This is a genomic window from Jeotgalibacillus salarius, from assembly GCF_004405125.1.
Taxonomy (GTDB): domain Bacteria; phylum Bacillota; class Bacilli; order Bacillales; family Jeotgalibacillaceae; genus Jeotgalibacillus; species Jeotgalibacillus salarius.
This window is the reverse complement of sequence record NZ_SORX01000007.1, coordinates 59,207-85,203: the sequence shown is the minus strand read 5'-3', so window position 1 is coordinate 85,203 and position 25,997 is coordinate 59,207. Positions and strand designations below refer to the sequence as shown.

Annotated in this window: 24 protein-coding genes and 1 other annotated feature; of the genes, 17 read left to right on the top strand and 7 right to left on the bottom strand. The window is 40.2% G+C overall.

What is annotated here, in order from left to right:
- Window positions 1-660, top strand: coding sequence for a potassium channel family protein (locus E2626_RS12565; protein WP_134382119.1), 660 nt, complete (start codon window positions 1-3; stop codon window positions 658-660).
- 146 nt (window positions 661-806) lie between these two features.
- Here the strand turns inward: E2626_RS12565 and rnjA are convergent, their stop codons facing one another.
- The 3 genes from rnjA to def form a co-directional block, all read right to left on the bottom strand.
- Window positions 807-2,474, bottom strand: a complete 1,668-nt coding sequence (gene rnjA / locus E2626_RS12560; protein WP_134382118.1) for a ribonuclease J1 — start codon at window positions 2,472-2,474, stop codon at window positions 807-809.
- Between the two features lie 3 nt (window positions 2,475-2,477).
- A complete protein-coding gene (locus E2626_RS12555) occupies window positions 2,478-2,687 on the bottom strand; it encodes a DNA-dependent RNA polymerase subunit epsilon (RefSeq protein WP_134382117.1) in 210 nt (69 codons plus the stop codon).
- Between the two features lie 353 nt (window positions 2,688-3,040).
- Window positions 3,041-3,595 carry a peptide deformylase gene (gene def / locus E2626_RS12550; protein ID WP_134382116.1) on the bottom strand — a complete coding sequence of 185 codons (555 nt, stop codon included), beginning with the start codon at window positions 3,593-3,595 and terminating at the stop codon, window positions 3,041-3,043.
- 217 nt (window positions 3,596-3,812) lie between these two features.
- Here def and E2626_RS12545 point away from each other — a divergent pair, with 217 nt between their 5' ends.
- From E2626_RS12545 to E2626_RS12520, 6 genes are all read left to right on the top strand, one after another.
- Window positions 3,813-4,463 (top strand): YkyA family protein, encoded by a 651-nt coding sequence (locus tag E2626_RS12545; protein ID WP_134382115.1) that lies wholly within the window; start codon window positions 3,813-3,815, stop codon window positions 4,461-4,463.
- A gap of 527 nt (window positions 4,464-4,990) precedes the next feature.
- Window positions 4,991-6,103: a pyruvate dehydrogenase (acetyl-transferring) E1 component subunit alpha gene (pdhA, locus tag E2626_RS12540; RefSeq protein WP_134382114.1), complete on the top strand. Its 1,113-nt coding sequence runs from the start codon at window positions 4,991-4,993 to the stop codon at window positions 6,101-6,103.
- A 3-nt stretch (window positions 6,104-6,106) separates the two neighbouring features.
- Window positions 6,107-7,084, top strand: coding sequence for an alpha-ketoacid dehydrogenase subunit beta (locus E2626_RS12535; protein WP_134382113.1), 978 nt, complete (start codon window positions 6,107-6,109; stop codon window positions 7,082-7,084).
- 87 nt (window positions 7,085-7,171) lie between these two features.
- Complete coding sequence (locus tag E2626_RS12530) at window positions 7,172-8,491, top strand: dihydrolipoamide acetyltransferase family protein (protein ID WP_134382112.1); 1,320 nt, start codon at window positions 7,172-7,174, stop codon at window positions 8,489-8,491.
- Between the two features lie 4 nt (window positions 8,492-8,495).
- A complete protein-coding gene (lpdA, locus tag E2626_RS12525) occupies window positions 8,496-9,905 on the top strand; it encodes a dihydrolipoyl dehydrogenase (protein ID WP_134382111.1) in 1,410 nt (469 codons plus the stop codon).
- A 147-nt stretch (window positions 9,906-10,052) separates the two neighbouring features.
- A complete protein-coding gene (locus tag E2626_RS12520) occupies window positions 10,053-10,880 on the top strand; it encodes a polysaccharide deacetylase family protein (protein ID WP_134382205.1) in 828 nt (275 codons plus the stop codon).
- A gap of 327 nt (window positions 10,881-11,207) precedes the next feature.
- On the opposite strand, the gene E2626_RS12515 is transcribed toward E2626_RS12520, so the two are convergent.
- Together E2626_RS12515 and E2626_RS12510 are read right to left on the bottom strand one after the other, a co-directional pair.
- Window positions 11,208-12,377: a CapA family protein gene (locus E2626_RS12515; RefSeq protein WP_134382110.1), complete on the bottom strand. Its 1,170-nt coding sequence runs from the start codon at window positions 12,375-12,377 to the stop codon at window positions 11,208-11,210.
- A 441-nt stretch (window positions 12,378-12,818) separates the two neighbouring features.
- Window positions 12,819-14,339, bottom strand: a complete 1,521-nt coding sequence (locus E2626_RS12510) for an aminotransferase class I/II-fold pyridoxal phosphate-dependent enzyme (RefSeq protein ID WP_134382204.1) — start codon at window positions 14,337-14,339, stop codon at window positions 12,819-12,821.
- Window positions 14,340-14,454: 115 nt separating this feature from the next.
- Between E2626_RS12510 and E2626_RS12505 the strand changes: the two genes are divergently transcribed.
- Window positions 14,455-14,730, top strand: coding sequence for a UPF0223 family protein (locus E2626_RS12505; RefSeq protein WP_134382109.1), 276 nt, complete (start codon window positions 14,455-14,457; stop codon window positions 14,728-14,730).
- A gap of 49 nt (window positions 14,731-14,779) precedes the next feature.
- On the opposite strand, the gene E2626_RS12500 is transcribed toward E2626_RS12505, so the two are convergent.
- Window positions 14,780-15,418, bottom strand: coding sequence for a YktB family protein (locus E2626_RS12500; RefSeq protein ID WP_134382108.1), 639 nt, complete (start codon window positions 15,416-15,418; stop codon window positions 14,780-14,782).
- 183 nt (window positions 15,419-15,601) lie between these two features.
- On the opposite strand from E2626_RS12500, the gene E2626_RS12495 reads away from it, so the two are divergent.
- Window positions 15,602-15,802 carry a hypothetical protein gene (locus tag E2626_RS12495; RefSeq protein WP_134382107.1) on the top strand — a complete coding sequence of 67 codons (201 nt, stop codon included), beginning with the start codon at window positions 15,602-15,604 and terminating at the stop codon, window positions 15,800-15,802.
- Between the two features lie 154 nt (window positions 15,803-15,956).
- Window positions 15,957-16,754 carry an inositol monophosphatase family protein gene (locus E2626_RS12490; RefSeq protein ID WP_134382106.1) on the top strand — a complete coding sequence of 266 codons (798 nt, stop codon included), beginning with the start codon at window positions 15,957-15,959 and terminating at the stop codon, window positions 16,752-16,754.
- Between the two features lie 43 nt (window positions 16,755-16,797).
- On the opposite strand, the gene E2626_RS12485 is transcribed toward E2626_RS12490, so the two are convergent.
- Window positions 16,798-16,980, bottom strand: coding sequence for a YlaF family protein (locus E2626_RS12485; protein ID WP_134382105.1), 183 nt, complete (start codon window positions 16,978-16,980; stop codon window positions 16,798-16,800).
- Window positions 16,981-17,092: 112 nt separating this feature from the next.
- Between E2626_RS12485 and typA the strand changes: the two genes are divergently transcribed.
- The 7 genes from typA to E2626_RS12450 all read left to right on the top strand — a co-directional run bounded on the left by typA (window position 17,093) and on the right by E2626_RS12450 (window position 25,996).
- Window positions 17,093-18,937 carry a translational GTPase TypA gene (gene typA / locus E2626_RS12480; RefSeq protein WP_134382104.1) on the top strand — a complete coding sequence of 615 codons (1,845 nt, stop codon included), beginning with the start codon at window positions 17,093-17,095 and terminating at the stop codon, window positions 18,935-18,937.
- Between the two features lie 22 nt (window positions 18,938-18,959).
- On the top strand, window positions 18,960-19,271 hold the full coding sequence (locus tag E2626_RS12475; protein WP_208528148.1) for a YlaH-like family protein: 312 nt from the start codon (window positions 18,960-18,962) through the stop codon (window positions 19,269-19,271).
- 485 nt (window positions 19,272-19,756) lie between these two features.
- The gene (gene ilvE, locus E2626_RS12470; RefSeq protein WP_134382103.1) at window positions 19,757-20,656 is read left to right on the top strand and encodes a branched-chain-amino-acid transaminase; all 900 of its coding nucleotides are present in this window, start codon (window positions 19,757-19,759) and stop codon (window positions 20,654-20,656) included.
- A 38-nt stretch (window positions 20,657-20,694) separates the two neighbouring features.
- Window positions 20,695-20,929 (top strand) — a binding site (T-box leader).
- 81 nt (window positions 20,930-21,010) lie between these two features.
- Window positions 21,011-22,747 carry an acetolactate synthase large subunit gene (ilvB, locus tag E2626_RS12465; RefSeq protein WP_134382102.1) on the top strand — a complete coding sequence of 579 codons (1,737 nt, stop codon included), beginning with the start codon at window positions 21,011-21,013 and terminating at the stop codon, window positions 22,745-22,747.
- Window positions 22,747-23,259, top strand: a complete 513-nt coding sequence (ilvN, locus tag E2626_RS12460) for an acetolactate synthase small subunit (protein WP_134382101.1) — start codon at window positions 22,747-22,749, stop codon at window positions 23,257-23,259. Before ilvB ends, ilvN begins: the two co-directional genes overlap by 1 nt.
- A 180-nt stretch (window positions 23,260-23,439) precedes the next feature.
- Window positions 23,440-24,468: a ketol-acid reductoisomerase gene (ilvC, locus tag E2626_RS12455; protein ID WP_134382100.1), complete on the top strand. Its 1,029-nt coding sequence runs from the start codon at window positions 23,440-23,442 to the stop codon at window positions 24,466-24,468.
- Window positions 24,455-25,996, top strand: coding sequence for a 2-isopropylmalate synthase (locus tag E2626_RS12450; RefSeq protein ID WP_134382099.1), 1,542 nt, complete (start codon window positions 24,455-24,457; stop codon window positions 25,994-25,996). Before ilvC ends, E2626_RS12450 begins: the two co-directional genes overlap by 14 nt.
- The last annotated feature ends 1 nt before the right edge of the window (window position 25,997 follow it).

Sequence of the window (25,997 nt, the reverse complement as noted above, 5' to 3'; positions counted from 1 at the left end):
GTGAAAAAAGAATTTGTAGTTATTGGATTGGGACGTTTTGGCGGCAGTATCGTTCGTGAATTGGTTGAACAGGGAATGGAAGTAATGGCAATAGATAAATTTGAAGATAAAGTTGATGAATATTCAACCATTGCAACTCATGCAGTAGTGGCTGACTCAACAGATGAAGCTGCGCTGCGCAGTCTGGGTATCAGAAATTTTGACCATGTAATCGTTGCGATTGGTGATGATATTCAGGCAAGTATACTGACTACACTGATGTTAAAAGAAATTGGTGTAAAGAGAATCACTGTAAAAGCTCAAAATGATTATCATGAAAAAGTATTGGAACGAATCGGTGCTGATAAAGTCGTTCACCCCGAAAGAGATATGGGGAAACGTATTGCTCATAATATTGTTTCAAATAATGTGCTGGATTATCTTGAGTTATCAGATGAACATTCAATTGTGGAAATTGTGGCCAACAATTTGTTAATTGGCAATTCAATTATTGAGCTGGATATTCGCGCAAAATACGGAATTAATATAGTAGCAATTAAAAGAGGGGATGATATAATCGTTTCCCCTCAGGCAAATGATGTCATTCGTAAAGATGATATTTTAATCGTAATCGGAGCAGATAATGATATTAACCGGTTTGAAAAGCGGGTTATGCAATAGTAGGGATGGGTTTGGTCAATTGTGGCCAAACCTTTTTATATTGACTTGCAAAGTGTGTTTATGGTGTTCTTAGGCAGGCGCTGAGGTTTCAGATTGTCACGGTAAATGTACATAAAAAAGCTCCGGAATCTCCGGAGCTTTTTTGATCACACTTCCATTATAATCGGAAGAATCATTGGTCGTCTTTTAGTTTTTTCATATAAAAATGGTTCCAGCGTATCTGTAATTTCATTCTTAATTTCTGACCACTGGCTGGTGTTATTTGATAATACCTGGTTTAAATGTTTATAAATCAGACGCTGTGCCTGATTGATCAATTCTCCAGATTCTCTCATATACACAAACCCACGGGAAATTAAATCGGGACCGGATGCAATTTTGTGCTCTTTAAGATTCAGGCTCACAACTACAACCACAAGACCTTCTTCAGATAATAAACGTCTGTCTCTGAGTACGATATTTCCGATATCCCCAATACCACTTCCATCAATATATACATTGCCCGATGGAATCTTACCGGCTATTGAAGCTTCATCACTGCTTAGCGCAAGCACTTCACCATTTTCCATCAGGAAGCAATTTTCTTCTGGAACATCGCAATCAATTGCAAGACTGGCATGCATCTTCTGCATTCTGTACTCACCATGAATTGGCATAAAGAACTTTGGTTTGATTAAACGGAGCATCAGCTTTTGTTCTTCCTGAGAACCGTGTCCTGACGTATGGATATTGTTGAGAGATCCATGTATGACGTTCGCTCCTGCACGGTACAACAGATTAATCGTACGGTTTACACTGATCGTATTACCTGGAATTGGCGATGAAGAAAATACGACTGTATCTCCAGGAATGATCTGGATCTGCCTGTGTGTACCATTGGCAATCCTAGATAGGGCAGCCATTGGTTCACCCTGGCTTCCTGTACATAAAATCACTACTTTGTCTGCAGGCATCCTGTTAAGTGTATATGCATCAATAAAAGTATCTTTTGGAGCGTTAATATAGCCCAGTTCATGACCAATATTAATCGCGTTATCCATACTGCGTCCGAAAACTGCCACTTTACGACCGTATTTTACAGCTGATTCTACAACCTGTTGAAGACGGTAGATATTAGATGCAAAGGTAGCAAAAATGATTCGGCCGTTTACTGTCTGGAAGATGTCATCAATGCTTTCACCAACTTTACGCTCAGATAATGTAAAGTTTGGTACTTCACTATTTGTACTGTCAGACAATAAAGCCAGTACACCTTCTTTTCCTATTTCAGCCATTTTTGTTAAGTTTGCCGGTTCACCGACTGGTGTAAAATCAAATTTAAAATCTCCTGTATGAACAATATTGCCAGGAGGAGTCTTCACAACAACCCCAAAAGAATCCGGGATACTGTGAGTTGTACGGAAAAAGCTCACTGAGGTTTTTCGGAATTTAATCACATCGTCTTCATCAATCGGATGTAGAGTTGTTGATCTCAGTAAACCGTGTTCTTCGAGCTTATTTTTTAAAAGTCCGAGTGCCAGCTTACCACCGTATACAGGGACATTAACTTTGCGAAGCAGGTAAGGAATACCTCCCAGGTGATCTTCATGACCGTGGGTAACAAAAACACCTTTAATTTTATCCAGATTTTTTTCCAGATATGTATAATCCGGTATCACATAGTCAATTCCAAGCAGTTCATCTTCCGGGAATTTAATACCTGCGTCAATAATGATAATTTCATCCTGAAACTGTACACCATAAGTGTTTTTTCCGATTTCACCCAGACCACCGAGGGCAAACACAGCAGTCTGGTCGTTTTTAACGAATTTCATTTATTACAGCTGTTCCAGTTTATAGTTTTGATGGTTTTGTTCGTACTCTAAATATTTGCCCTCTAGCTGTTGTACAAATTCAATATTAAAGCCGTGTCCGCTAAGTTTTTTACGAATTTCTTCTTCCGTCTCAGCCTCAATATACATTGCCTTTGTTTTTTCACGTACCGGTACCTCTGTTGCTACTTCCTGGTAATAAACCTTAAAAATCATGTGTATCTCTCCTTCATCTAATTACTAAAAAAGCGCAGTCTTTGCGCTTTAATTATTTTGTATAACAGGTATAAATACTGTTTCAACCATAAATGGTGTTATAAATAATAATGACCATTTATAATAAAAATTATAATCGCAGGTATGAACACAAAGAACAGCCCTCCTGATTATGAAGGGCTTACAGGGGCTCAGGCGATTGTCTTTTTACGCAGCATGTCTCTCCACTGTCGTGCAAGCTTTTTCTTAAGCTTCTTCAACATGGCGGATCACTCCTTATCATTATCATAACGCGGAATGAACGATCTGTAAAGATAAGGTTCTTGACATAAACCACAAAAAAAGTTATTTAATTATCTTTCTAATGGCTCAGCATCATCAGGCTCTTTAAACGGATCTTCCTGATTAATATGATCGTAGAACATGATTCCGTTCAAGTGGTCAATTTCATGCTGCGCTGCAACAGCAGCGAGTCCTTTTAAACGGTATTTTACTTCATTGCCATCTATATCTATTCCGCGAATGGTGACTCTTGCATAACGCACAACATAACCGGGAATATTTTCATCAACGGACAGGCAGCCTTCCCCGGAGGTAAGATAAGTTTTATCAACTGAGTGGCTGATAATTTTAGGATTGGCAATACTAAAGCTGTATTCCCTGTCATTACTATCAACCAATTGGAGTGCAAAAATTTGCTTAGAAATATTAATCTGGGGTGCGGCAAGACCAATACCGGGCCGCAGCTGATGTTTTTCTGCAATATCAGGATCCTGACTGTTTTGAATGTATTCCAGCAACGAGTTCATTGTATTTTTATCATTTTCTGATAGCGGCAATTTAACCGCTTCAGCTTTTTGTCTAAGTACAGGATGTCCATCCCGTACAATTTCATTCATAGTAATCATCTTTCTTTCCTCCCGGACAAATCATTATAGAGTTAATCATATCAGATTCTCATGGTGAAAAAAATTGCTGCGTATAAATCACGCAAATAAACGATAAAAACCGACAATTGTTTTTCATAATTGAACATTTACTTCGTGTTCGTAACTAAAAAAGATTGAAGTTTGTAGTAATCACAGATATGATATTAAGTGTTATTATTCAAGGAGGTTACTTTAATTGAAAACATACATAGCAACCGCTTTCTGTTTTTCGGCTATTTTTTTATCAGGGTGTGTATTTGGAACACCTGCTGAAGAAGAAATCAGCGAAAAGCTTGAAGCTGCTGTAGCAGCAGAAGAAGGCTACGTGAGTGCACAAAACGATTTACGCGATTTAGAAACTGAAGAACAGCAATTATACGATGAGATTATGTCGCTTAGTATGGAAGAATTTGAGCAGATCAATTCTTTAGCGGACGAAGCACTGAACAATTTGGATCAGCGAGAGGAAAAGCTTGCTGAAGAAAGAACAGCTATCGAAAGCTCTGAAGAAGAATTCAGCGGCGTGGAGGAACTTGCTTCCGATCTGGACTCAGAAGATCTCACGCAGCATGTGGAATCAATGGTTGAAACCATGAATAACAGATACTCGTCTCATGAAGAACTTAGCTCTGCTTATTCAAACGGACTTGAGTTAAATAGGGAGCTGTATAATTCTTTGAAGAATGAAGAGCTTCAGTTAGAGGAACTTGAAGGGCAAATTACCTCAGTCAATGATCAAAATGCTGTCATTATTGAGGCGAATTCAACTTTTAATGATTTAACGAACGAATATAATGAACTTAAAGCTGAATTTTATGAGCTTGCAGAGATTGAAAGCGAGGAGTAGACATTTGTCTGCTCTTTTTTTATTTAAGCTCTGTTAAGGTTGGCAGTTGCTTTCCGCGACTGTGCTTCGACTGTTCCACCTGTCTTTTCCTGCCGCAGGAGTCACCGCCCTACACTCCAATCAACAGCTGTGTATAAACAACTCTGGACTTTAACATAGCTTTTATTTAAATAACATTCATTGTCAGAAGAAGTAAAAGTGGGAAACCAGTTAATCAGACATATAACAGATATCATTTAAATGAATTAATATAGTACAGAAAGGTTTTAAATTAATACAGTTGTATTTAGTTATGTAAAAGATTTTCAAATAAAAACACCTTAGAACTTTATGATTGACGATATTTCAGCAGTCATGTAAAATTTATTTCGTAAACTGTATTAACCATTTCTCTAATAAAATTAATACAGATAAAAAGAATTTAGCACTTTAGGTTTTTTACCACTTGATTTGTGGAAAAATATAAAGTAATTGTGTTCTTTGGAAGAACGCACATTTTGACAAAACCGAAAGGATAGGTGGATTACATGGCTTCTAAAAAGAAGACACCATTCGATGCTGTTAAAGTATTAGAGCAGATCGAAGAAAAATTTGAAATGTTCCAGATTCTTAATGAAGAAGGAAAGGTAGTAAATGAAGATGCAATGCCGGATCTTAGCGATGAGCAGCTTCAGGAATTAATGAGCCGTATGGTTTATACGCGTATTCTTGATCAGCGTTCAATCTCTCTGAATCGTCAGGGGCGTCTTGGTTTCTATGCGCCAACTGCCGGGCAGGAAGCTTCACAAATTGCTTCTCATTACGCACTTGAAAAAGAGGACTGGGTTGTACCGGGTTACCGTGATGTGCCTCAGATTATCTGGCATGGCCTTCCGCTTGCACAGGCATTCCTATTCTCAAGAGGACACTTCAAAGGGAATAAATCTCCTGAAGGTGTAAATGTACTTCCTCCTCAAATCATTATCGGTGCACAATATGTACAGACAGCCGGTATCGCACTAGGACTTAAAAAGCGCGGTAAAGAAGCTGTAGCAATCACATACACAGGTGATGGCGGATCATCTCAGGGCGATTTCTATGAAGGAATTAATTTTGCAGGTTCATATAACGCACCGGCAATCTTTGTAGTGCAGAATAATCAGTTCGCTATTTCTACTCCACGTGATAAGCAAACAAAGGGTAAAACAATTGCTCAAAAAGCAGTTTCAGCAGGTATTCCCGGAATTCTCGTAGACGGTATGGATCCTCTGGCGGTCTATGCAGCTACGAAAGATGCCCGTGACCGCGCAGTAGCTGGTGAAGGTCCATCATTAATTGAAACGCTCTGCTATCGTTACGGACCTCATACGATGGCTGGTGACGATCCAACCCGTTACCGTACTGATGACATGGATACTGAGTGGGAAAAGAAAGATCCACTAGTTCGTTTCCGTAAATTCCTTGAAGAGAAAGACCTTTGGAATGAAGAAAAAGAAAATGAAGTAATTGAAAAAGCGAAAGAGGAAATCAAAGCAGCGATTAAAGAAGCTGATGATACGCCTAAGCAAAAGGTTACTGATCTGATGGAAATTATGTATGAAGAAATGCCTTACAACCTAAATGAACAATATGAAATTTATAAAGAGAAGGAGTCGAAGTAAGCCATGGCACAAATGACGATGATTCAGGCAATTACAGATGCACTCCGGACAGAACTTAAAAATGACGAAAATGTTCTTGTGTTCGGTGAAGACGTTGGTAATAACGGAGGCGTATTCCGTGCAACTGAAGGTCTGCAAAAAGAATTTGGTGAAGAACGCGTGTTTGATACGCCACTAGCAGAATCAGGTATTGGCGGTCTTGCAATTGGTCTTGCACTTGAAGGCTACCGTCCAGTGCCGGAAATTCAGTTCTTCGGCTTCGTATTTGAAGTAATGGACTCAGTAAATGGTCAGATGGCACGTATGAGATACCGCAGTGGTGGGAAATATAGTTCACCAATCACGATTCGTTCTCCATTTGGCGGCGGCGTTCATACACCTGAACTTCACGCTGACTCTCTTGAAGGCCTGATGGCGCAGCAGCCTGGCCTGAAGGTTGTAATTCCTTCAACGCCGACTGATGCAAAAGGTCTTCTGATCTCAGCAATCCGTGATAACGATCCGGTTATTTTCCTTGAGCACATGAAACTTTACCGTTCATTCCGTGAAGATGTACCTGAAGAAGAGTACACAATCGAAATCGGGAAAGCTGATGTAAAACGTGAAGGGTCAGACCTGACGATTGTTACTTATGGTGCGATGGTTCATGAATCATTGAAAGCCGCTGATCAGCTTGAAAAAGATGGTCACTCTGTTGAAGTTATTGATCTACGTACAATTCAGCCAATTGATATTGAAACAATTATCAAATCTGTTGAAAAAACAAACCGTGCAATTGTTGTACAGGAAGCACAAAAACAGGCAGGAATTGCAGCAAGTGTCGTAGCTGAAATTAACGACCGTGCAATTCTCAGCCTGGAAGCTCCGGTACTGCGTGTTGCAGCAGCAGATACTGTTTTCCCATTTTCACAAGCGGAATCAGTATGGCTTCCAAATGCTAAAGATGTTGTAGCAACAGCTAAAAAAGTTCTTGAATTTTAATGAGTAAAAACGGAGATTTTTCTCCGTTTTCCCTTTTTATAAAACTAAAGTAATAATAGAAAATTCCTAACCAGGAGGGTGAAAACATTGTCATTTGAATTTAAATTACCTGATATCGGTGAAGGTATTCACGAAGGTGAAATTGTAAAGTGGTTTATTAGTGTAGGAGATAAAGTAGAAGAAGATGATGTACTTTGTGAAGTACAGAACGACAAAGCAGTCGTAGAAATTCCATCTCCGGTAGCCGGTACTGTAGAAGAAATCCTAGTTGATGAAGGTACGGTAGCTGTTGTAGGTGATACATTAATTAAACTTGATGCGCCTGGATATGAAAACCTTCAGTTCAAAGGTTCTGACAGCAGCGATGAGAAAAAAGAAGAACCAAAAGAAGAGCCAAAAGAAGAAAAGAAAGAAGATTCTTCATCTGAAGATAAAGGTTCTGAAGAATCAGCAGAAGCTAAGCCTCAGGAAGATGTTGATCCTGACCGCCGGGTTATTGCTATGCCTTCAGTACGTAAATATGCTCGCGATAACGACGTTGATATCCGTTATGTATCAGGCTCAGGTAAAAATGGCCGCGTATCCAAAGAAGATATCGATGCATATCTGAAAGGTGATACAGCTGAATCTAAGTCTGAAACATCAGAACAGCCTGCTGAGCAAAAAGAAGAAAAGTCAGCGCCAACTCCTGCTCCAGAAGGTGAATTCCCTGAAACGCGTGAGAAGATGAGCGGTATGAGAAAAGCAATTGCAAAAGCAATGGTGAACTCTAAGCACACAGCTCCTCACGTTACATTGATGGATGAAGTAGATGTGGAGAAACTTGTTGCACACCGTAAAAAGTTCAAAGAAATTGCGCTTGAAAAAGATGTGAAACTGACATTCCTTCCTTATGTCGTTAAAGCACTTGTATCTGCTCTGCGTGAGTATCCTGTTCTAAATACAATGCTTGATGATGAAACTCAGGAAATTGTTCAGAAGCATTACTATAATATCGGTATAGCTGCTGATACAGAAAAAGGTCTTGTAGTGCCAGTAGTTAAACATGCTGACCGTAAATCTGTATTCAGTATTTCTGATGAAATTAATCAATTAGCAGGTAAAGCGCGTGACGGCAAACTTTCAGGTGATGAGATGAAAGGTGCTTCTTGCACAATTACAAATATTGGTTCAGCTGGTGGACAGTGGTTCACACCGGTTATTAACCATCCTGAAGTTGCAATCTTAGGAATTGGCCGTATTGCTGAAAAGCCTGTTGTGAAAAATGGTGAAATTGTAGCGGCTCCTGTGTTAGCATTATCATTGAGCTTCGATCACCGTATGATTGATGGAGCAACAGCGCAAAATGCTTTGAACCACATCAAACGTTTATTGAACGATCCAGAACTTTTATTAATGGAGGCGTAAAACAATGGTAGTTGGAGATTTCCCAATCGAAACAGATACTCTCGTCATTGGATCAGGTCCAGGAGGATATGTTGCGGCAATCCGTGCAGCACAGCTTGGACAAAAAGTAACAATCGTTGAAAAAGAAAACCTTGGCGGAGTTTGCCTGAACGTAGGTTGTATCCCGTCTAAAGCAATGATTTCAATTGGCCATCGTTATGAGCATGCAAAAGGCTCAGAAGATATGGGCGTTATTGCTGAAAATGTAAAAATTAATTTTGAAAAAGCTCAGGAATGGAAAGCTGGCGTAGTCAATAAATTGACTGGCGGAGTTGAGGGGCTTCTTAAAGGAAATAAAGTTGAAATCGTACGCGGCGAAGCATACTTTGTTGACAGTGAAACAGTAAAAGTTATGGACGATAAAAATTCTCAAACGTACAAGTTTAAGAATGCAATTGTTGCTACTGGTTCACGCCCAATTGAGATTCCATCTTTTAAATTTTCAAAGCGTGTTCTTGACTCAACAGGCGCACTTGCACTTAAAGAAATCCCTAAAAAGCTTATTGTAATCGGTGGTGGGTACATCGGTACTGAGCTTGGAACTGCTTATGCAAACATGGGATCTGAAGTAACAATTCTTGAAGGTGCTGATGACATTCTTGGTGGATTCGAGAAGCAGATGACATCAGTCGTTAAAAAAGGCCTTAAGAAAAAAGGCGTTGAAGTTATTACGAAAGCGATGGCTAAAGGCGTAGAAGAATCAGAAGACGGCGTGAAAGTTTCATATGAAGCAAAAGGCGAAGAAGTTTCAATTGATGCTGACTATGTATTAGTGACTGTAGGCCGTCGTCCAAACACAGATGAACTTGGTCTTGATCAGGTTGGAATTGATATGACTGATAAAGGGATTATCAAAACTGACAAGCAGTGCCGTACAAGCGTAGACAATATCTATGCGATTGGTGATATCGTTGACGGACCACCACTGGCACACAAGGCTTCTTACGAAGGCAAGATCGCTGCTGAAGTAATCAGCGGTGAAAAATCTGAAGTAGATTATCTTGCAATCCCGGCAGTTTGCTTTACAGATCCTGAACTTGCTACAGTTGGTTACAATGAAGCTGAAGCTAAAGAAGAAGGTATTGAAGTAGTTGCTGCAAAATTCCCATTCGGAGCGAATGGCCGTGCACTTGCACTTAATCAGACTGAAGGTTTCGTAAAGCTTGTAACTCGTAAAGAAGATGGGCTGATCATCGGAGCACAAATCGCTGGAGATGGCGCTTCCGATATGATCGCTGAGCTTGGTCTTGCAATTGAAGCAGGAATGACTGCTGAAGATGTAGCAATGACAATTCACGCTCACCCTACATTAGGTGAAATTTCAATGGAAGCTGCTGAAGTAGCTATGGGAACACCTATTCATATCGTAAAATAATATAACTGGAGCTGTGCACTTATGCACAGCTCTTTTTTTAAAATTGTCAAACTTACATGATATTAAGAAAAGTTAATTGTGATACACTGATCACATACATATTTTGAAAGGTGAGGTTAATCGTTGAAAATTTATGCACCAGTAGCCATGTCGGCAGTGTTATTACTTGCTGCCTGCGGTTCAGATGAGGCGGAACAGCCAGCGGAGCAGGAACAGGCGGTTTCATCTGACGAGAGCACAGAAGAAACAACAGATGAGACAGTAGAAGAGGGCTCAGAGGAAGAAATTGAAGAAGAGAAAGAAATTGTAGAAGAAACTGCTGCGGAACCATTTGAGCCATTATATGAAATCAATGAAGCAAACTGGTCTGTCACACCAATCAGTGATGCGCCAGAAAACGTCGTACTACTGACAATAGATGATGCACCTGATCAGCATGCAGTTGAAATGGCACAGAAGCTTCACGATGCAAATGCACAGGCTATCTTCTTTGTAAACGGTCACTTTCTTGATACTCCTGAAGAAGAAGAAATGCTAAAAGAGATTCATGAACTTGGATTTCCAATCGGAAACCATACTTACTCACATCCAAACTTAAGAGATATTCCAGAAGAAGAGCAGCGTGAAGAAATCGTTTCTTTGAGTGATCGTGTTGAAGAAATCATTGGGGAACGGCCGAAGTTTTTCAGAGCGCCATTCGGAGCCAATACTGACTTTACAGAAGCTCTTGCTAAAGAAGAGGGTATGGTACTGATGAACTGGACTTATGGCTATGACTGGGAAGCAAATTACCAGGATGCTGCAGCCCTTGCTGATATCATGGTGAATACCGAATATTTATCAAATGGAGCAAATCTTCTTATGCATGATCGCTCTTGGACAAATGAGGCATTAACAGATATTGTTGAAGGTCTCAGAGCAAAAGACTATACAATCGTTGATCCAAAAACAATTAAAGGATACGAAGAAAATTAATTCTGGAGTAAGGCATAGTTGCCTTACTCTTTATTTATATATTCCATAAATTTTCAGAACATATAAATATTAAAAACCGGACAATTTGATATTGTATTTATTATCCTGAAGCGTTAAAATATAAAACGGAAGCGCTTACAAGCATTTGGGGATGGGAGTAAGCTGAACGGATGAGCAATCAATATATACTCGTCATGAATTTGAGGGAAAGAAAAAGCTGATGCAGGGTGCATCAGCTTTTTTTATGCTGCAGAAATCAACAGCAAACTTTGAGAGAGTCATATTTAAAGCGAAAATGATAACTAGATCAACTTATGCAGTTTTAATTCATTTTAATTCTGTATCACTCATTCTGATTTCCAAATCGCTCATTTCTTTGGAAAGTATTTCGCTTACATGTTTTTTGTGAGCTTCAAGATCACACCATCTGAAATCATTGTGCTTGAAATCTCCTAATGGTATAACCTGATAATCTGTATAATCCTCTGTAAAAGAAGTAAAAGTAGGAACAGCATAAACAGATTCAATTTGCACATGATCTTCTTCTCTTTTCAGATCAAATCCTATCATTGAACCTGTCAGCCGTTCACAGTCAAGGTGCGGAACTCGGTCATCAAAAGGACCGGACACAAAATTCCCAAGTGAATACGCAACTAGCGCACGTTTATTGTCTGGTCCGTCAATCCATTCAATTGGCTGCAGTACGTGAGGGTGGTGTCCCAGAATAATATCCGCACCATTTTGAACCAGGCTGTGAGCAAGCTCTTCCTGTGCTTGAACTGGTTGCTGATATTCCTCTCCCCAATGAATACCAACAGCGACAAGATCAGCCATTTCATTGGCACGGGCTACATCGCTCAGAAGCTGATCTTCATTGTCTGTAAAAACATTCACGGAATAAGGGAATTCTACTGGAAGATTTGAACTGTAGGTGCTCGAAATAAGAGCAATAGATATCCCATTTTTTTCAATTGTAGGGATAGTATGACGATCTTTCAAAGATTGATGTGCTCCACTTAACAGAACGTCCGGATAATGATTTCGCCAAAAATGAAGATTTCGTTCAAGACCGGTAAATGCCATATCAAGGGTATGGTTGTTGGCTAGCTGTAGCATATTAAAGCCGGTCTCATAGTAATGATGACCAAGCTCATACGGGTTATTGAATACAAAGTCTCCGTCACCAAGACCGAATTCGGCACCCGTAATCGGCGTTTCCTGATTGGCATATGCAAAGTCACCTTTTTTAATTAAATGTTCCACATTTGAGAGGAGAGGATCGAAATCGTAAGCTCCGTTTTTTTGCTGAGCATCGTATAAAATAGGCCGTTCCACTAATAAATCCCCAACTGCGGTAAAATGAGCTGAGTTAATTAATTCAGTTTCTTCTTCTGCACTGTTTTGGCTGCTGGAATCACGGGGGGCAAAATAGACTGTTTCAGTTGTGCATGCGCTGATTAAAAATAGACTAATCGCAACTAGTAATAGACGATTCAAAAAACATTTCTCCCTGTAAAGTAATGCTAATTATTTTCCTCTTATTCTATCATCTTTTAATGCTAAATAAATGATTAAATAGAAAAAATTACAACTTTTCATTTTTCTCAATCATATTCCAAAAAAATGAATTGGACATACTTGTTATAAAGAATTGGCATATTAAATTAACTATTCCATTACAGGGATATTTAAAGCTACAAGATTAATCCGTTATGTTCGGGGATTTGATCAGTCAGGACTAGGATGCTGACCTCAAGGTTGCCAGTTAAAACCAAAAAATGGTTCTCACACTCAATTAAAGAGCAGAAGAACCAATGTGAGCAATGAGGTGCCTTGATGAAAGAAATAAAATCTAGGTTTTATAAAAAAATATGCATCATTTAAAATTTCAACTTAATAGAAAAAAGCTAATGACTAGGCATTAGCTTTTTACATCCTTTATTTTATCGCCCGGTGCTCTTTAATCACACGGAGCTTTGTTAGTGTTTCATCCTGCGGACCCTGAACCGGCAGTCCGGCTTCTATATTCTCATGGATATACTTCAAATTATCTTCAGTAATAATTTCACCCGGTATAAAAATAGGGATACCTGGTGGATAAACCATGATGAACTCAGCGCATACTCTTCCTGCAGTATCATCCAGAGGCAATAGTTCAGTTTCAGCATAAAACGCTTCCCGTGGACTAACAGCCAATACTGGAATGTCAGGCAAAAAGACTTCAGGTACAGGATCATTGCTATCGTGTCTGAATTCCCTTGCCAGTGCATTCATTGCGTCCACCAGTATATCAGCCTCGTACTGAGTGTCGCCCGGTGTTACGATACACAAAATGTTATAGAGATCAGAAAGTTCAACTTCTAAGTTATAGTGTTCTCTTAACCACACTTCAGCCTGGTAACCTGTAATACCTAATTCTTTAATAGATATAATAATTTTAGTCGGATCATAGTCGTAGGTCGCAGGAGTACCGAGAATCTCATTTCCAATACATGTGATTTGATCAATGGCGCTTAAGCGCTTCCTGATGCTTTCAGCTAAATCAATGGATTGTGAAATTAATTCTTTTCCTTCAGTTGCAAGTCTTCTTCGGGCAGTATCCAATGATGCGAGAAGAGGGTATGATGTCGAGGTTGTCGTCAGCATACTCAGAATCGTTTGGACACGCTTTGGTGATACAAGCCCTTCTTTCACATTTAGTACTGAACTTTGTGTCATAGAACCGCCTAATTTATGCACGCTGGTAGCAGCCATGTCAGCGCCGGCCTGCATTGCAGAAGCTGGAAGTCTGTCGTGAAAATGAATATGAACTCCGTGAGCTTCATCCACTAATACAGGTACTTGTTGAGCGTGAGCAATCTTTACGATTTCTTTCAAATCTGCAGCAATACCAAAATATGTTGGGTTGATAACCAGTACACCTTTAGCATCAGGGTGCTGTTCAAGCGCATGCGCAACAGAAATCGGTGTAATGCCGTGAGAAATACCAAGTTCTTTATCTACTTCCGGATGAATAAAGATTGGAATTGCTCCACAAAAAACAATCGCAGTCATGACAGATTTATGAACATTTCTGGGTACAATTATTTTTTCACCGGGACTGCAAACGCTCATAACCATTGTCATGATAGCGCCGCTTGTTCCTTGTACAGAAAAGAATGTATGGTCAGCACCAAACGCTTTTGCTGCAAGATCCTGGGCATCTTTTATGAGTGATTTTGGCTGATGCAGGTCATCAAGCGGCGCGATATTAATCAGATCGATGGACAGTATATTATCACCGGCGAACGCTCTGAATTCAGGGTCCATTCCGGCTCCTTTTTTATGACCCGGAATATGGAACTGAACCGGGTTTCGTTCTGCGTGCTTCTTTAATCCTGTGAATAATGGTGTATGATTTTGAGTTAAAACATGATCTTTTCTCTCTACATTGAGTAGGGATGAAGGTGTATTGGACAATTGAAAATTCACCTCATTAACGGTATTGTTATCTAAAGAAGGATAACAGAAAAATTATAGCATTTCACCACATAAAAAGAAATAAATCAGGGTGGAACAGAAAGGAAGTTGTCAGATGGAATATCAGTACCCGCTCTCAATGGACTGGTCAACTGAGGAAATTATTGACGTGGTAAAATTTTATGAATCGGTTGAAAAAGCCTATGAAAAATCAATCGAAAGAGATGAATTCATGAATCTTTACAAACGTTTCAAGGAAATTGTTCCTTCAAAGGCTGAAGAAAAGACAATCGATAAGGAATTTCTTGAAATGAGCGGATATTCAATATATAGAACACAGAAAAAAGCCAGAGAAAGTGCTCAAGGCGAAAAAATTTCAATGAATAGATAAAAAAAGGAAGTGCATGACTTTGCAATTGCACTTCCATCAACTTATTGGTTCAGACTGCCTGCTGCACACGAGTACCTATCTTATATAGTGGCAGAAGTTCTGTCCAGGTTTGCAGAATCAGTTCGACTAATTCTTCTTTGCTTAATTCGACTGCATCAGAAGCTGCTATCCGACGGCCCGCCAGAAACTCAGCTTTTTTAACATTTTCAAATCTTTCAAGTACGTGTAAAATATCCCCTTCGTTCATTTCTCTTATCTTTTTTGCTTCTTTTTTTGTATGATCAGAACTGATCGATCCATCTTCAGGCAATACCTTCATGATTGCATCAAAACTTTCGATCATTGTTTTAGCAATACTCTCTTTTCTAGGCAGTTCATAAATAAATGCTGTCCAGATAAATAAATGATCACCCCACAAACCAAACTGAAAATGAGGCATTTTCTTGTATCCTCTTTTGCTCGGTGCGGCTGCCATCCAGGTATCATCAGGCGGATTAACTGAACGTCTTAAATGTCTGGCAATGTGCAAATGCATGTCTTCGCCAGTTTGCTCAGAAAGCACTGGAACCGTCTGATCGCCTAACTCTTGAAATTTAGGCTGAATGTGCGAGCGGATACCTTCCATTCGTTCATCTAACCCTTCAATATTAAATACTTCAAAATCTTCTTTGCTGAAAAAACCAGACATGAACAAACCCTCCATTGTGTTTTAAAAAGTTTTATCAGTTTGAGCCATGCTAAAAATGGCTATAATACATATAACAGGCCGCCTGAAACTGAATTTATTCTAGCACACATCTTCTTTGTGAATAAACTGATTCGAATTGAATAAACTGCTTTAATAACAATATTTTGAGAGGAGTGGAAGGGTATGAAGCAAGTGATCCAGGTAACCAGAAAAAGAGACTATATCCAGGAGAGACTCGCTGTACTTAGATTGGAACTTGATTATGAATTGGCGGTATTATTTGAGGCGATAGAACTTGAAAACAAAGTGGATATTGAAAGTACGAAAGAAAAGCTTACTCTCATTCGTCATGAAATAAATGAACTGGATGGATTTGCAAAATGAAACTCTTAGATCATAATCACATTAAGCAAGGCTAAGACGAACGCTTATAAGTTAAGCGTTCGTCTTAGCCTTGCTTATGTAATGTCTTTTCTTGATATATGAACTAAAATTTTATACAGTTTAAATATGGTTGTTTCTTATAGGAGGTAGTTCCATGGAAGAAAATTGGCTTGAGATCGATGAGTTCGCCAAAAGTTCAATTAAGGAAGCAGGGCAGGAAATCATTGATTCATTTGATGAAGTTTTAAAAATACAAACAAAAAGTAATGTAAATGATTTAGTAACAAATATGGATAAACAAATTGAAAAACTATTTGTCGAAAAAATAAAGGATCTTTTTCCCCACCATAGAGTAATGGGGGAAGAGGGATTCGGAGATCAGGTTACAGATATGGAAGGGACAGTATGGATTATTGATCCGATTGACGGAACAATGAATTTTGTACACCAGCAAAGAAACTTTGCCATCTCAATCGGTGTGTACCATGAAGGAAAAGGGATGCTCGGTTACATTTACGACGTAGTCTCTGATGATCTTTACCACGCAAAGAAAGATGAAGGTGCCTATCTGAACGGTGAGAAGCTTTCTCCTCTTAAAGATGTTCCACTTGAAGAGGCTATTCTGTCGTTAAATGCAACTTGGCTTGTGCCCAATAAAAAAGTTAATCATGAAGTTTTTGTACCTCTAGTACATAGGGTGCGCGGAACACGATCATACGGATCTGCAGCAATAGAGCTTGCTTATATTGCGGCGGGCCGGCTTGATGGATATATCACAATGAGACTGGCACCGTGGGATTTTGCGGGTGGAAAAGTGCTGATTGAAGAAGTAGGTGGCGTCGTTACGGATTTAAATGGCAGTGAGCTTTCGATGGTCAACCATTCACCTGTTTTTGCAGGGAATCCTTCAGTGCACCGTGAAGTGCAAAAAAAATATTTAAGTAAATTATAATGGTTAAACTTAAAACGTGCAGGAAATTCTGCACGTTTTAAGTTTAATTTTCTGCTTGTTCACGAAATCGTTTTTTAGTCTTGAAGCCCATTCCAAATACTGCAATAACACCGATTATTGAAACGATTGCGCCTAATGCACTGCGTTCTGCAATCGCGATTCCAATCCCTGACATTGCAATCACAGCAGCAAATGCAAACAGTATAAAAACCGTATTGTTTTTCATCGTCAGCCTCCTCTATACGAACATTTTACATAATTCGTTTTTATATTTCCACCTATTGTGATACAATAGTACAGTTAGAAAAAGATTAGTACGTATAAACAGGAGTGAAATAATGACGAATTTAAGGCGAGATTTACGAAACATTGCAATTATTGCCCACGTTGACCATGGTAAAACAACTTTAGTAGACCAGCTATTGAAACAATCTGGTATCTATCGATCAAATGAGCATGTGGAAGAACGTGCGATGGACTCGAATGATATTGAAAAAGAGCGTGGTATTACAATCCTTGCGAAAAATACAGCGATTCAATATAAAGATACACGTATTAACATTCTTGATACGCCAGGACACGCTGACTTTGGCGGAGAAGTAGAACGAATCATGAAAATGGTTGATGGCGTTTTGCTTATTGTTGATGCTTATGAAGGGTGTATGCCTCAAACACGTTTTGTTTTGAAAAAAGCGCTTGAGCAGAACCTGACACCAATTGTAGTCGTTAATAAGATTGACCGTGAAGCTGCCCGTCCTGCAGAAGTGATTGATGAGGTTCTTAACCTGTTCATTGAGCTTGATGCAAATGAAGATCAGCTTGAGTTCCCGGTTGTCTACGCATCTGCGATAAATGGTACAGCAAGTCTTGATCCTGAACAGCAGGATGAAACGATGGAGTGTCTGTACGACTCAATCGTAGAAAACATCCCTGCACCTATAGACAACAGTACTGATCCGCTTCAGTTCCAAATCGCCCTTCTTGATTATAATGATTACGTTGGACGTATTGGGATTGGACGTGTATTCAGAGGGACAATCGAAGTCGGCCAGCAGGTTTCGTTAATGAAACTTGATGGAACTGTGAAAAACTTCCGTGTTACTAAAATATTTGGTTTCTTTGGGCTGAAGCGTGAAGAAATTAAATCAGCTAAAGCGGGAGATCTGATTGCCGTATCAGGAATGGAAGATATTAACGTAGGAGAAACAGTTTGTCCTATTGAACATCAGGATGCACTTCCGATTCTGCGTATTGATGAGCCTACACTTCAAATGACATTTTCAGTAAACAACAGTCCATTTGCCGGTCGTGAAGGTAAATTTGTAACTGCGCGTAAAATCGAAGAGCGTCTTGAAGCACAACTCGAGACAGATGTAAGTCTTCGAGTAGATCAGACTGATTCTCCGGACGCGTGGATTGTATCAGGACGTGGCGAACTTCACCTGTCTATACTGATTGAAAACATGAGACGTGAAGGATACGAGCTTCAGGTTTCTAAACCTCAGGTTATCGTACGTGAAATTGACGGCGTACGTTGTGAACCGGTTGAACGTGTTCAAATTGATGTTCCTGAAGATAACACTGGTTCTATCATTGAATCCATGGGAGCCAGAAAAGGCGAAATGCTGGATATGGTAAATAACGGAAACGGACAAGTCCGTCTTGTGTTTATGATTCCTGCACGTGGATTAATTGGATATACAACAGAGTTCATGACAATCACTCGAGGTTTCGGAATTATTAACCATACGTTTGACACTTATCAGCCGATGCAGCAGGGTCGTGTAGGTGGCCGTCGTGCCGGTGTACTTGTTTCTATGGATAAAGGACAGGCATCCCAGTATGCAATCCTTGGAGTAGAAGACCGCGGTACAATCTTTATCGAGCCTGGAACAGAAGTTTACGAAGGAATGGTTGTTGGAGAGCATACACGCGAAAATGACCTGACTGTAAACGTTACGAAAATTAAAGCAGCTAATAATATCCGTTCAGCTAATAAAGAACAGACAACAACGCTTAAAAAAGCAAGACTGATGACACTTGAAGAATCATTAGAGTATCTGAATGATGATGAGCTTTGTGAGATTACACCTGAATCAATCAGAATCCGTAAAAAAATTCTTGATAAGAGTGAGCGTGAGCGTTCGCAGAAAAAACAGAAGTACGCTGAAACAGGTAATTAATTAAGAGGAGCTGACTGCCTTCATGGTGAATGTAGAAGACCGCTTATCGTTTTTTCCTGCGTTGTACAGAGTTGAAGCAAACCCTGATACAGGGATGTGGATGCTATACCTCACAATTGTGATACTGTCGATTGTTGTGTTTAAGCTTGGCTTCGCAAAAAAACTTCCGCTGTTTAAATCAGCTTTAATTTATCTCTTCCTGATTCTCGGGTGTACAGTACTGACATTCCTGGCTGTTTTTCTGCCAGTTACAGAAGGGCTGATTATCGCAGCGCTCATTCTGATCATCTATAAGGTCAGATTGAGAAGAGAACAGGCTAAGGGGACCATATAATAACCGAAGGACATCTGCATAGCAGGTGTTCTTTTTTTTGAATGGATTTGACACATGAATGTATAAGTTTAGGGGAGTTGTTCAACGCGGAAAAACATTAAAATCTCTGATGTATCAACGGAAATTAGCATAAAGGTAATAAAACATAATGAATAACGATGAATATTAAACCGGAATAGTGAATACAATGATAATCAATAATAATTCCGCTAATATTGTAAAATAAAATGTATGAACAGTTGTCAAGACACCTATATATAAGCATTTACAGATAAAAATCTTACATGGGTGTGTAAAAAATAAAAAAATTTTATCCTGCAAAAAAATGCATGGTATCAACAATGTAAACGCATACATTTTATTTAAAAATTCTAATTAGTCTAAAAATTTGAATTTAGGCTGTTGACGGACTTGTATATCCGCGTTATGATTGTCAACAATTCAAGCCTACGGGCAACGATCAAGCAATGGAAGGAGTGAATAAGGTGAGTGAACAATTAATTTTTTTAGATGGAGAATTCGTTTCAAAGGATAATGCGAAGATCTCCGTTTATGATCATGGTTTTCTATACGGAGATGGGGTTTTCGAAGGTATTCGCTCTTACAACGGCAACGTGTTTCGTCTCGAAGAACACCTGGTCAGGTTATATGATTCTGCAAAATCAATTTTGCTGGAGATCCCTTATACGAAAGAGGAGATGCAGCAGATTATTATTGAAACGCTGCAGAAGAACAATTTGAAAGATGGTTACATCCGATTAGTTGTTTCACGGGGAGTTGGCAATCTTGGACTGGATCCATTTACTTGTAAAAGGCCGAGTGTCATTGTCATCGCCGAATCCTTAGCACTTTTTCCGAAGAAGCTTTATGAAACTGGCATTGAGATCGTTACAGTGGCCAGCAGAAGAAATCGCTCAGACGTACTGAGCCCCAAAGTTAAATCACTTAACTATTTAAACAATATACTGGTGAAAATTGAAGCAGGGCTCGCAGGTGTACCTGAAGCGCTCATGTTGAATGATCAAGGTTATGTTGCTGAAGGTTCGGCTGACAACATTTTTATTATCAGAGGCAACAGGATTCTAACACCACCCGGTTATGTTGGTGCGCTCGAAGGAATTACAAGAAATGCAATTATCGAATTAGCTAAAGATAAAGGTTATGAAATGGAAGAAGCAGTGTTTACAAGGCACGATGTATATGTGGCTGACGAAGTCTTCTTAACAGGTACTGCAGCAGAAGTGATCGCAGTTGTTAAGGTAGATGGACGGGTAGTTGGAAAAGGTGTTCCAGGAGAAATTACAAATGATTTATTAGATTCGTTTAGAGAATTAGTCATAAAAGATGGTGTGAAAGTATATAATTCAGCATTAAACGCTGGTTAATTTTATCTATTCGCTTTTGTGAGTTAAAGCAATTATACGTTAAATCATTGATGAGGTTAAAGTATGCAGCAAGGGGCTTTTACAGAGAGTCGGGATAGGTGGAACCCGATATAGCCCGCTGTGTACGACATCCCCTCGGAGTGGGACACTGAAAATTTTCAGTAGGTGTTCACGGACATTCAGTTGTTCGTTATCAAAGAACAGAGTTTCTGTTCATGAGGCAGCTTATGCTGCGAAGTAGGGTGGTACCATGAAAAGTTTTTCATCCCTATACAAAGGATCACGTATCTTTTTGTATGGGTTTGAAAGACTTTTTTATTTGTTAATAAAAGGAATTGAAGGAGGCATGTTTCAATGAGTGTGCAAGTAAATGCAAAGCAGGCAGAGGCACTTGGCGGTGATGTAGAAAAGCAGGCGGTTCAGGGAGCAGATATTTTTATTCAATCCCTTCAAAACGAAGGTGTAGAAATGATTTTTGGTTATCCCGGAGGAGCAGTGCTGCCAATCTATGATGCACTATACAAAAACCCGATTCCTCATATTCTTGCCAGACATGAGCAGGGAGCAATCCATGCAGCTGAAGGATATGCAAGAGTGTCAGGTAAAGCGGGCGTGGTCATAGCAACATCCGGTCCCGGAGCTACAAACCTTGTGACAGGGATTGCTGACGCTATGATGGATTCACTGCCGCTCGTTGTATTTACCGGACAGGTCGCCAGTGCAGTGATCGGAACTGATGCATTCCAGGAAGCGGATATCGTCGGGATTACTCAGCCGATCACAAAGCATAATTATCAGGTTAAAGATGTTAATGATCTTCCGAGAATCATTCATGAAGCATTTCATATTGCTTCGACAGGCAGACCGGGTCCAGTATTAGTGGATATTCCGAAAAACGTTTCAAATGAAATATTTACAAAGGCAGATGTAAAACAGAATGAAGTGAATCTGCCGGGTTACCAGCCTACTACTACACCGAATTTTCTGCAGATTCAGAAAGTGGCTCAGGCAATTCAAAAAGCAGAAAAGCCACTCGTGCTTGCAGGGGCAGGGATACTACATGCGAAAGCTTCTAAAGAGTTTACCTCTTTTATAGAACAAACTGGTCTACCGGTTACGAATACTTTGCTGGGGCTTGGTACGATTCATGGAGAGCATTCTCAATTTCTTGGAATGGCGGGCATGCATGGAACTTATGCAGCCAACATGGCAATCTGTGAATGTGATTTACTTATCAACATTGGTGCAAGATTTGATGACCGCTTAACTGGAAATCTTGAACACTTTGCACCAAACGCTCAGATCATTCATATTGATATCGATCCGGCAGAAATAGGCAAAAACGTTCCTACTGATATTCCGATTGTTGCAGATGCAAAAGAAGCGATTCAGGCACTGCTAAAACTTGGAGTAGTTACAGAAGGAATCGGGGATTGGACAGCACATTTGAATGGAATGAAACAGGAATTCCCACTTCATTATAAAAATGAAGAAGAAGGAATTTTACCACAGGAAGCGATTGAGATGATCCACAAGCATACTGGAGGAGATGCGATTGTCACAACAGACGTCGGTCAGCACCAGATGTGGACAGCACAGTATTACAAGTTTAACCACCCTGATCACTGGGTGACTTCAGGCGGACTGGGCACGATGGGCTTTGGTTTTCCAGCCGCGATCGGTGCACAGCTTGCCAAGCCGAATGAAACAGTAGTAGCAATCACCGGTGATGGAGGATTTCAAATGACGCTTCAGGAACTTTCGCTGCTTCAGGAAAGTCAGATCCCTGTAAAAGTTGTTATTTTAAATAACCAGTGTCTTGGAATGGTTCGTCAGTGGCAGGAGACTTTTTATCAGGAAAGATATTCACAGTCGTTAATGCCGTCTCAGCCAGACTTTGTAAAGCTTGCTCAGGCATACGACCTGGAAGGGTATAAAGTTAGCAGCCTGGATGAAGCAGATGAGGTATTTAAAAAAGCATTACAATCCAATAAACCGGTGCTGATCGACTGCCGGGTAAAACAGATCGAAAATGTGTACCCGATGGTTGCGCCAGGAAAAGGGTTGCATGAAATGTTAGGGGTGAAATGATGAAGCGCATAATTACAACAACCGTGATCAATCAAAGCGGTGTGCTGAATCGGGTAACAGGGTTATTAATGAAAAGACAGTTCAACATTGAAAGTATTACAGTAGGACACACCGAACAGCCCGGAATTTCAAAAATGACGTTCGTCGTACACGTCGAAGATCAAAGAAAGCTTGAACAGCTGTTAAAGCAGCTGCAAAAACAAATCGATGTATTAAAAGTAAATGATATTTCAGACAAAGCGATTGTTACAAGAGAACTCGCACTGATCAAAATTCTTTCACCGCCGGCTGTGCGAAGTGAAATCACGAGCATCATAGAGCCTTTCAGAGCAACTGTCATTGATATGAGTAAAAATGTCATCACTGTCCAGGTGACCGGTGACCCGGAAAAGGTGGAAGCATTCATTGATCTGGTCAAACCATATGGCATAAAGGAAATGACAAGAACAGGTGCAACATCCTTTGTCAGAGAAAATCAAAAAACACCATCTCAGCAATTATCAATTTTATAAGAAAACATTTTAAAGATCATATCTAAGGACATTTAATCTCAGTTGAATCCTGGAGTGGAGGATATAGACTCCCGGCCCAGGAGGCTCACCGCCAGATGGCAGAAAGCGAAGTCCTCCACGGAGAGGATCAACGTTAAATAAACAAACTAAAATCTCAAACAAACACTGGAGGAATTTATCATGGTAAAAGTTTATTACAATCAGGACATCAACAGCTCACTAGAAGGAAAGAAAGTAGCAGTAATCGGATACGGATCTCAAGGTCACGCTCACGCACAAAACCTGAAAGACACAGGACATAACGTAGTGGTAGGTGTTAGAAAAGGTAAGTCATGGGACCAGGCGGAGCAGGATGGACTTGAAGTGAAAACAGTAAGAGATGCAGCGGAAGAAGCGGATATCGTAATGGTCCTGCTTCCTGATGAAAGACAGACACAAGTATATGAAGAAGAAATTAAGCCGGGATTACGCGCTGGCAAATCACTCGTTTTCGCACACGGTTTTAACGTTCATTTCAATCAGATTGTTCCTCCGGCTGATGTAGATGTATTTCTTGTAGCACCGAAAGGACCTGGACACCTTGTTCGCAGAACTTTTGAATCTGGAGCTGGTGTCCCTGCATTATACGCAGTGTATCAGGATCAATCAGGACATGCTGAAGAAACTGCCCTTGCATACGCAAAAGGAATTGGCAGTGCGCGTGCCGGTGTATTGAAAACTACATTTAAAGAAGAAACTGAAACAGATCTTTTCGGTGAACAGGCAGTTCTTTGCGGAGGACTTACTTCATTAGTTAAAGCCGGTTTTGAAACCCTGGTAGAAGCAGGTTATCAGCCTGAACTAGCATACTTCGAATGTTTACATGAGCTGAAATTGATTGTGGATCTAATGTATGAAGATGGAATGAGCGGGATGAGATACTCTATCTCTGACACAGCTCAGTGGGGTGACTTTGTTTCAGGTCCACGAGTAGTTGATGAAGATACTAAGAAACGGATGAAAGATATCCTGACTGATATCCAGAACGGTAAGTTTGCTAAAGGCTGGCTGCTTGAGAATCAGTTGAATCGTCCGGAGTTCACTGCAATTGCAAATCGTGAAAACGAACATCAGATCGAAAAGGTGGGTAGAGAGCTGCGCAGCATGATGCCATTTGTTAAAGCAGGAAAAGAAAAACAGAAGGAAGTGGTTGCGAGTGCGAAAAATTGATGTTTTTGATACAACGCTGAGAGACGGTGAACAGTCAGCAGGGATCAATTTGAATACAGCTGAAAAGCTTGAAATCGCCAAGCAGCTTGAACGGTTTAACGCTGATGTGATTGAAGCAGGATTTCCTGCTTCATCACAAGGTGATTTCGAAGCAGTAAAGAAAATCGCACAGACTGTTAAAGGCTCAATCATTACTGGACTCGCCAGATCAGTGAAAAGTGATATTGACACATCCTGGGAAGCACTCAAGTATGGTGAACAGCCGCATATTCACATTTTTCTGGCCACATCACCAATTCACATGACCCATAAATTGAAGAAAACACCTGATCAGGTAGTGGAAATTGCAGTTGAATCAGTAAAACATGCCAAGAAAAAATTTCCACTTGTACAGTGGTCAGCTGAAGATGCTTTCAGATCAGACCCTGAATTCCTGATAAGAGTTGTAAAAGAAGTCATTAAAGCAGGTGCTACAACGATCAACCTGCCTGATACTGTGGGGTATGCTACACCCTCAGAGTATGGAGCAATGTTCAGACACCTGAAGGAAAATGTACCAGGCATTGATCGCGTTAAGCTTTCAGCGCACTGCCATAACGATCTTGGCATGGCGGTAGCCAATACGATCGCTGCGATTGAAAATGGTGCAGATCAGGTTGAAGGAACGATTAACGGACTTGGTGAACGCGCAGGCAATGCTGCTCTTGAAGAGCTGGCGGTAGCACTTCACATCAGGAAAGACAAGTTCACTTTTGGAACCGATGTGAAACTGGATGAGATTAAGCGTACGAGTCAGCTTGTCAGTCAGTTAACAGGCATGGCGATTCAGGCAAACAAAGCAGTAGTCGGTAAGAATGCATTTGCTCATGAATCGGGTATTCACCAGGATGGCATGCTGAAAGAGCGCACAACTTATGAAATTATTACGCCGGAATTAATTGGTGAAAATTCCACTCAGCTTGTGCTTGGTAAACATTCTGGACGCCACGCATTTAAAAACAGAGCAATTGAACTCGGGTTTGAATTAAGTGATGAAAAGATAAATGAGGCATTTAAAAATTTCAAAGTGCTTGCTGATAAAAAGAAGGAAATTTCAGAAGATGACCTGTATGTATTGCTGACAGATCAGCAGATTCAGGAAGAAGATGTACCGGTATACGAACTGAAATCCGTTCAGGTTCAATATGGTAATGGCAGTATTCCTACTGCTTCAGTTTCAGTCATTTCGCCGGATGGTGACTTGCTGCAGGAAGCATCTACTGGGTCAGGCAGTGTTGAAGCCATTTGTAATACGCTGGAACGTCTTGTGAAAGGAACAGTCCATCTGCTCGATTATCGGGTAACCTCAATTGGTAAAGGTCGTGATGCACTGGGCGAAGCTGTTGTAAACATGACTTATAATGGAAAATCAGTTACCGGACGCGATGTTGCACAGGATGTGCTCGAAGCCTCAGCAAAAGCTTATCTGAATGCAATAAACCGCCAGCTGGTTAATGAAAGCAAAAAATCATACGCAAAAACTGTATAGC

Coding starts and splice junctions, on each gene's coding strand:
- rnjA (WP_134382118.1), bottom strand. CDS start 2,474: ATGAAATTCGTTAAAAACGACCAGACTGCTGTGTTTGCCCTCGGTGGT.
- E2626_RS12555 (WP_134382117.1), bottom strand. CDS start 2,687: ATGATTTTTAAGGTTTATTACCAGGAAGTAGCAACAGAGGTACCGGTA.
- def (WP_134382116.1), bottom strand. CDS start 3,595: ATGATTACTATGAATGAAATTGTACGGGATGGACATCCTGTACTTAGA.
- pdhA (WP_134382114.1), top strand. CDS start 4,991: ATGGCTTCTAAAAAGAAGACACCATTCGATGCTGTTAAAGTATTAGAG.
- E2626_RS12535 (WP_134382113.1), top strand. CDS start 6,107: ATGGCACAAATGACGATGATTCAGGCAATTACAGATGCACTCCGGACA.
- lpdA (WP_134382111.1), top strand. CDS start 8,496: ATGGTAGTTGGAGATTTCCCAATCGAAACAGATACTCTCGTCATTGGA.
- E2626_RS12520 (WP_134382205.1), top strand. CDS start 10,053: ATGTCGGCAGTGTTATTACTTGCTGCCTGCGGTTCAGATGAGGCGGAA.
- E2626_RS12505 (WP_134382109.1), top strand. CDS start 14,455: ATGGAATATCAGTACCCGCTCTCAATGGACTGGTCAACTGAGGAAATT.
- E2626_RS12500 (WP_134382108.1), bottom strand. CDS start 15,418: ATGTCTGGTTTTTTCAGCAAAGAAGATTTTGAAGTATTTAATATTGAA.
- E2626_RS12495 (WP_134382107.1), top strand. CDS start 15,602: ATGAAGCAAGTGATCCAGGTAACCAGAAAAAGAGACTATATCCAGGAG.
- E2626_RS12490 (WP_134382106.1), top strand. CDS start 15,957: ATGGAAGAAAATTGGCTTGAGATCGATGAGTTCGCCAAAAGTTCAATT.
- E2626_RS12485 (WP_134382105.1), bottom strand. CDS start 16,980: ATGAAAAACAATACGGTTTTTATACTGTTTGCATTTGCTGCTGTGATT.
- typA (WP_134382104.1), top strand. CDS start 17,093: ATGACGAATTTAAGGCGAGATTTACGAAACATTGCAATTATTGCCCAC.
- E2626_RS12475 (WP_208528148.1), top strand. CDS start 18,960: ATGGTGAATGTAGAAGACCGCTTATCGTTTTTTCCTGCGTTGTACAGA.
- ilvB (WP_134382102.1), top strand. CDS start 21,011: ATGAGTGTGCAAGTAAATGCAAAGCAGGCAGAGGCACTTGGCGGTGAT.
- ilvN (WP_134382101.1), top strand. CDS start 22,747: ATGAAGCGCATAATTACAACAACCGTGATCAATCAAAGCGGTGTGCTG.
- ilvC (WP_134382100.1), top strand. CDS start 23,440: ATGGTAAAAGTTTATTACAATCAGGACATCAACAGCTCACTAGAAGGA.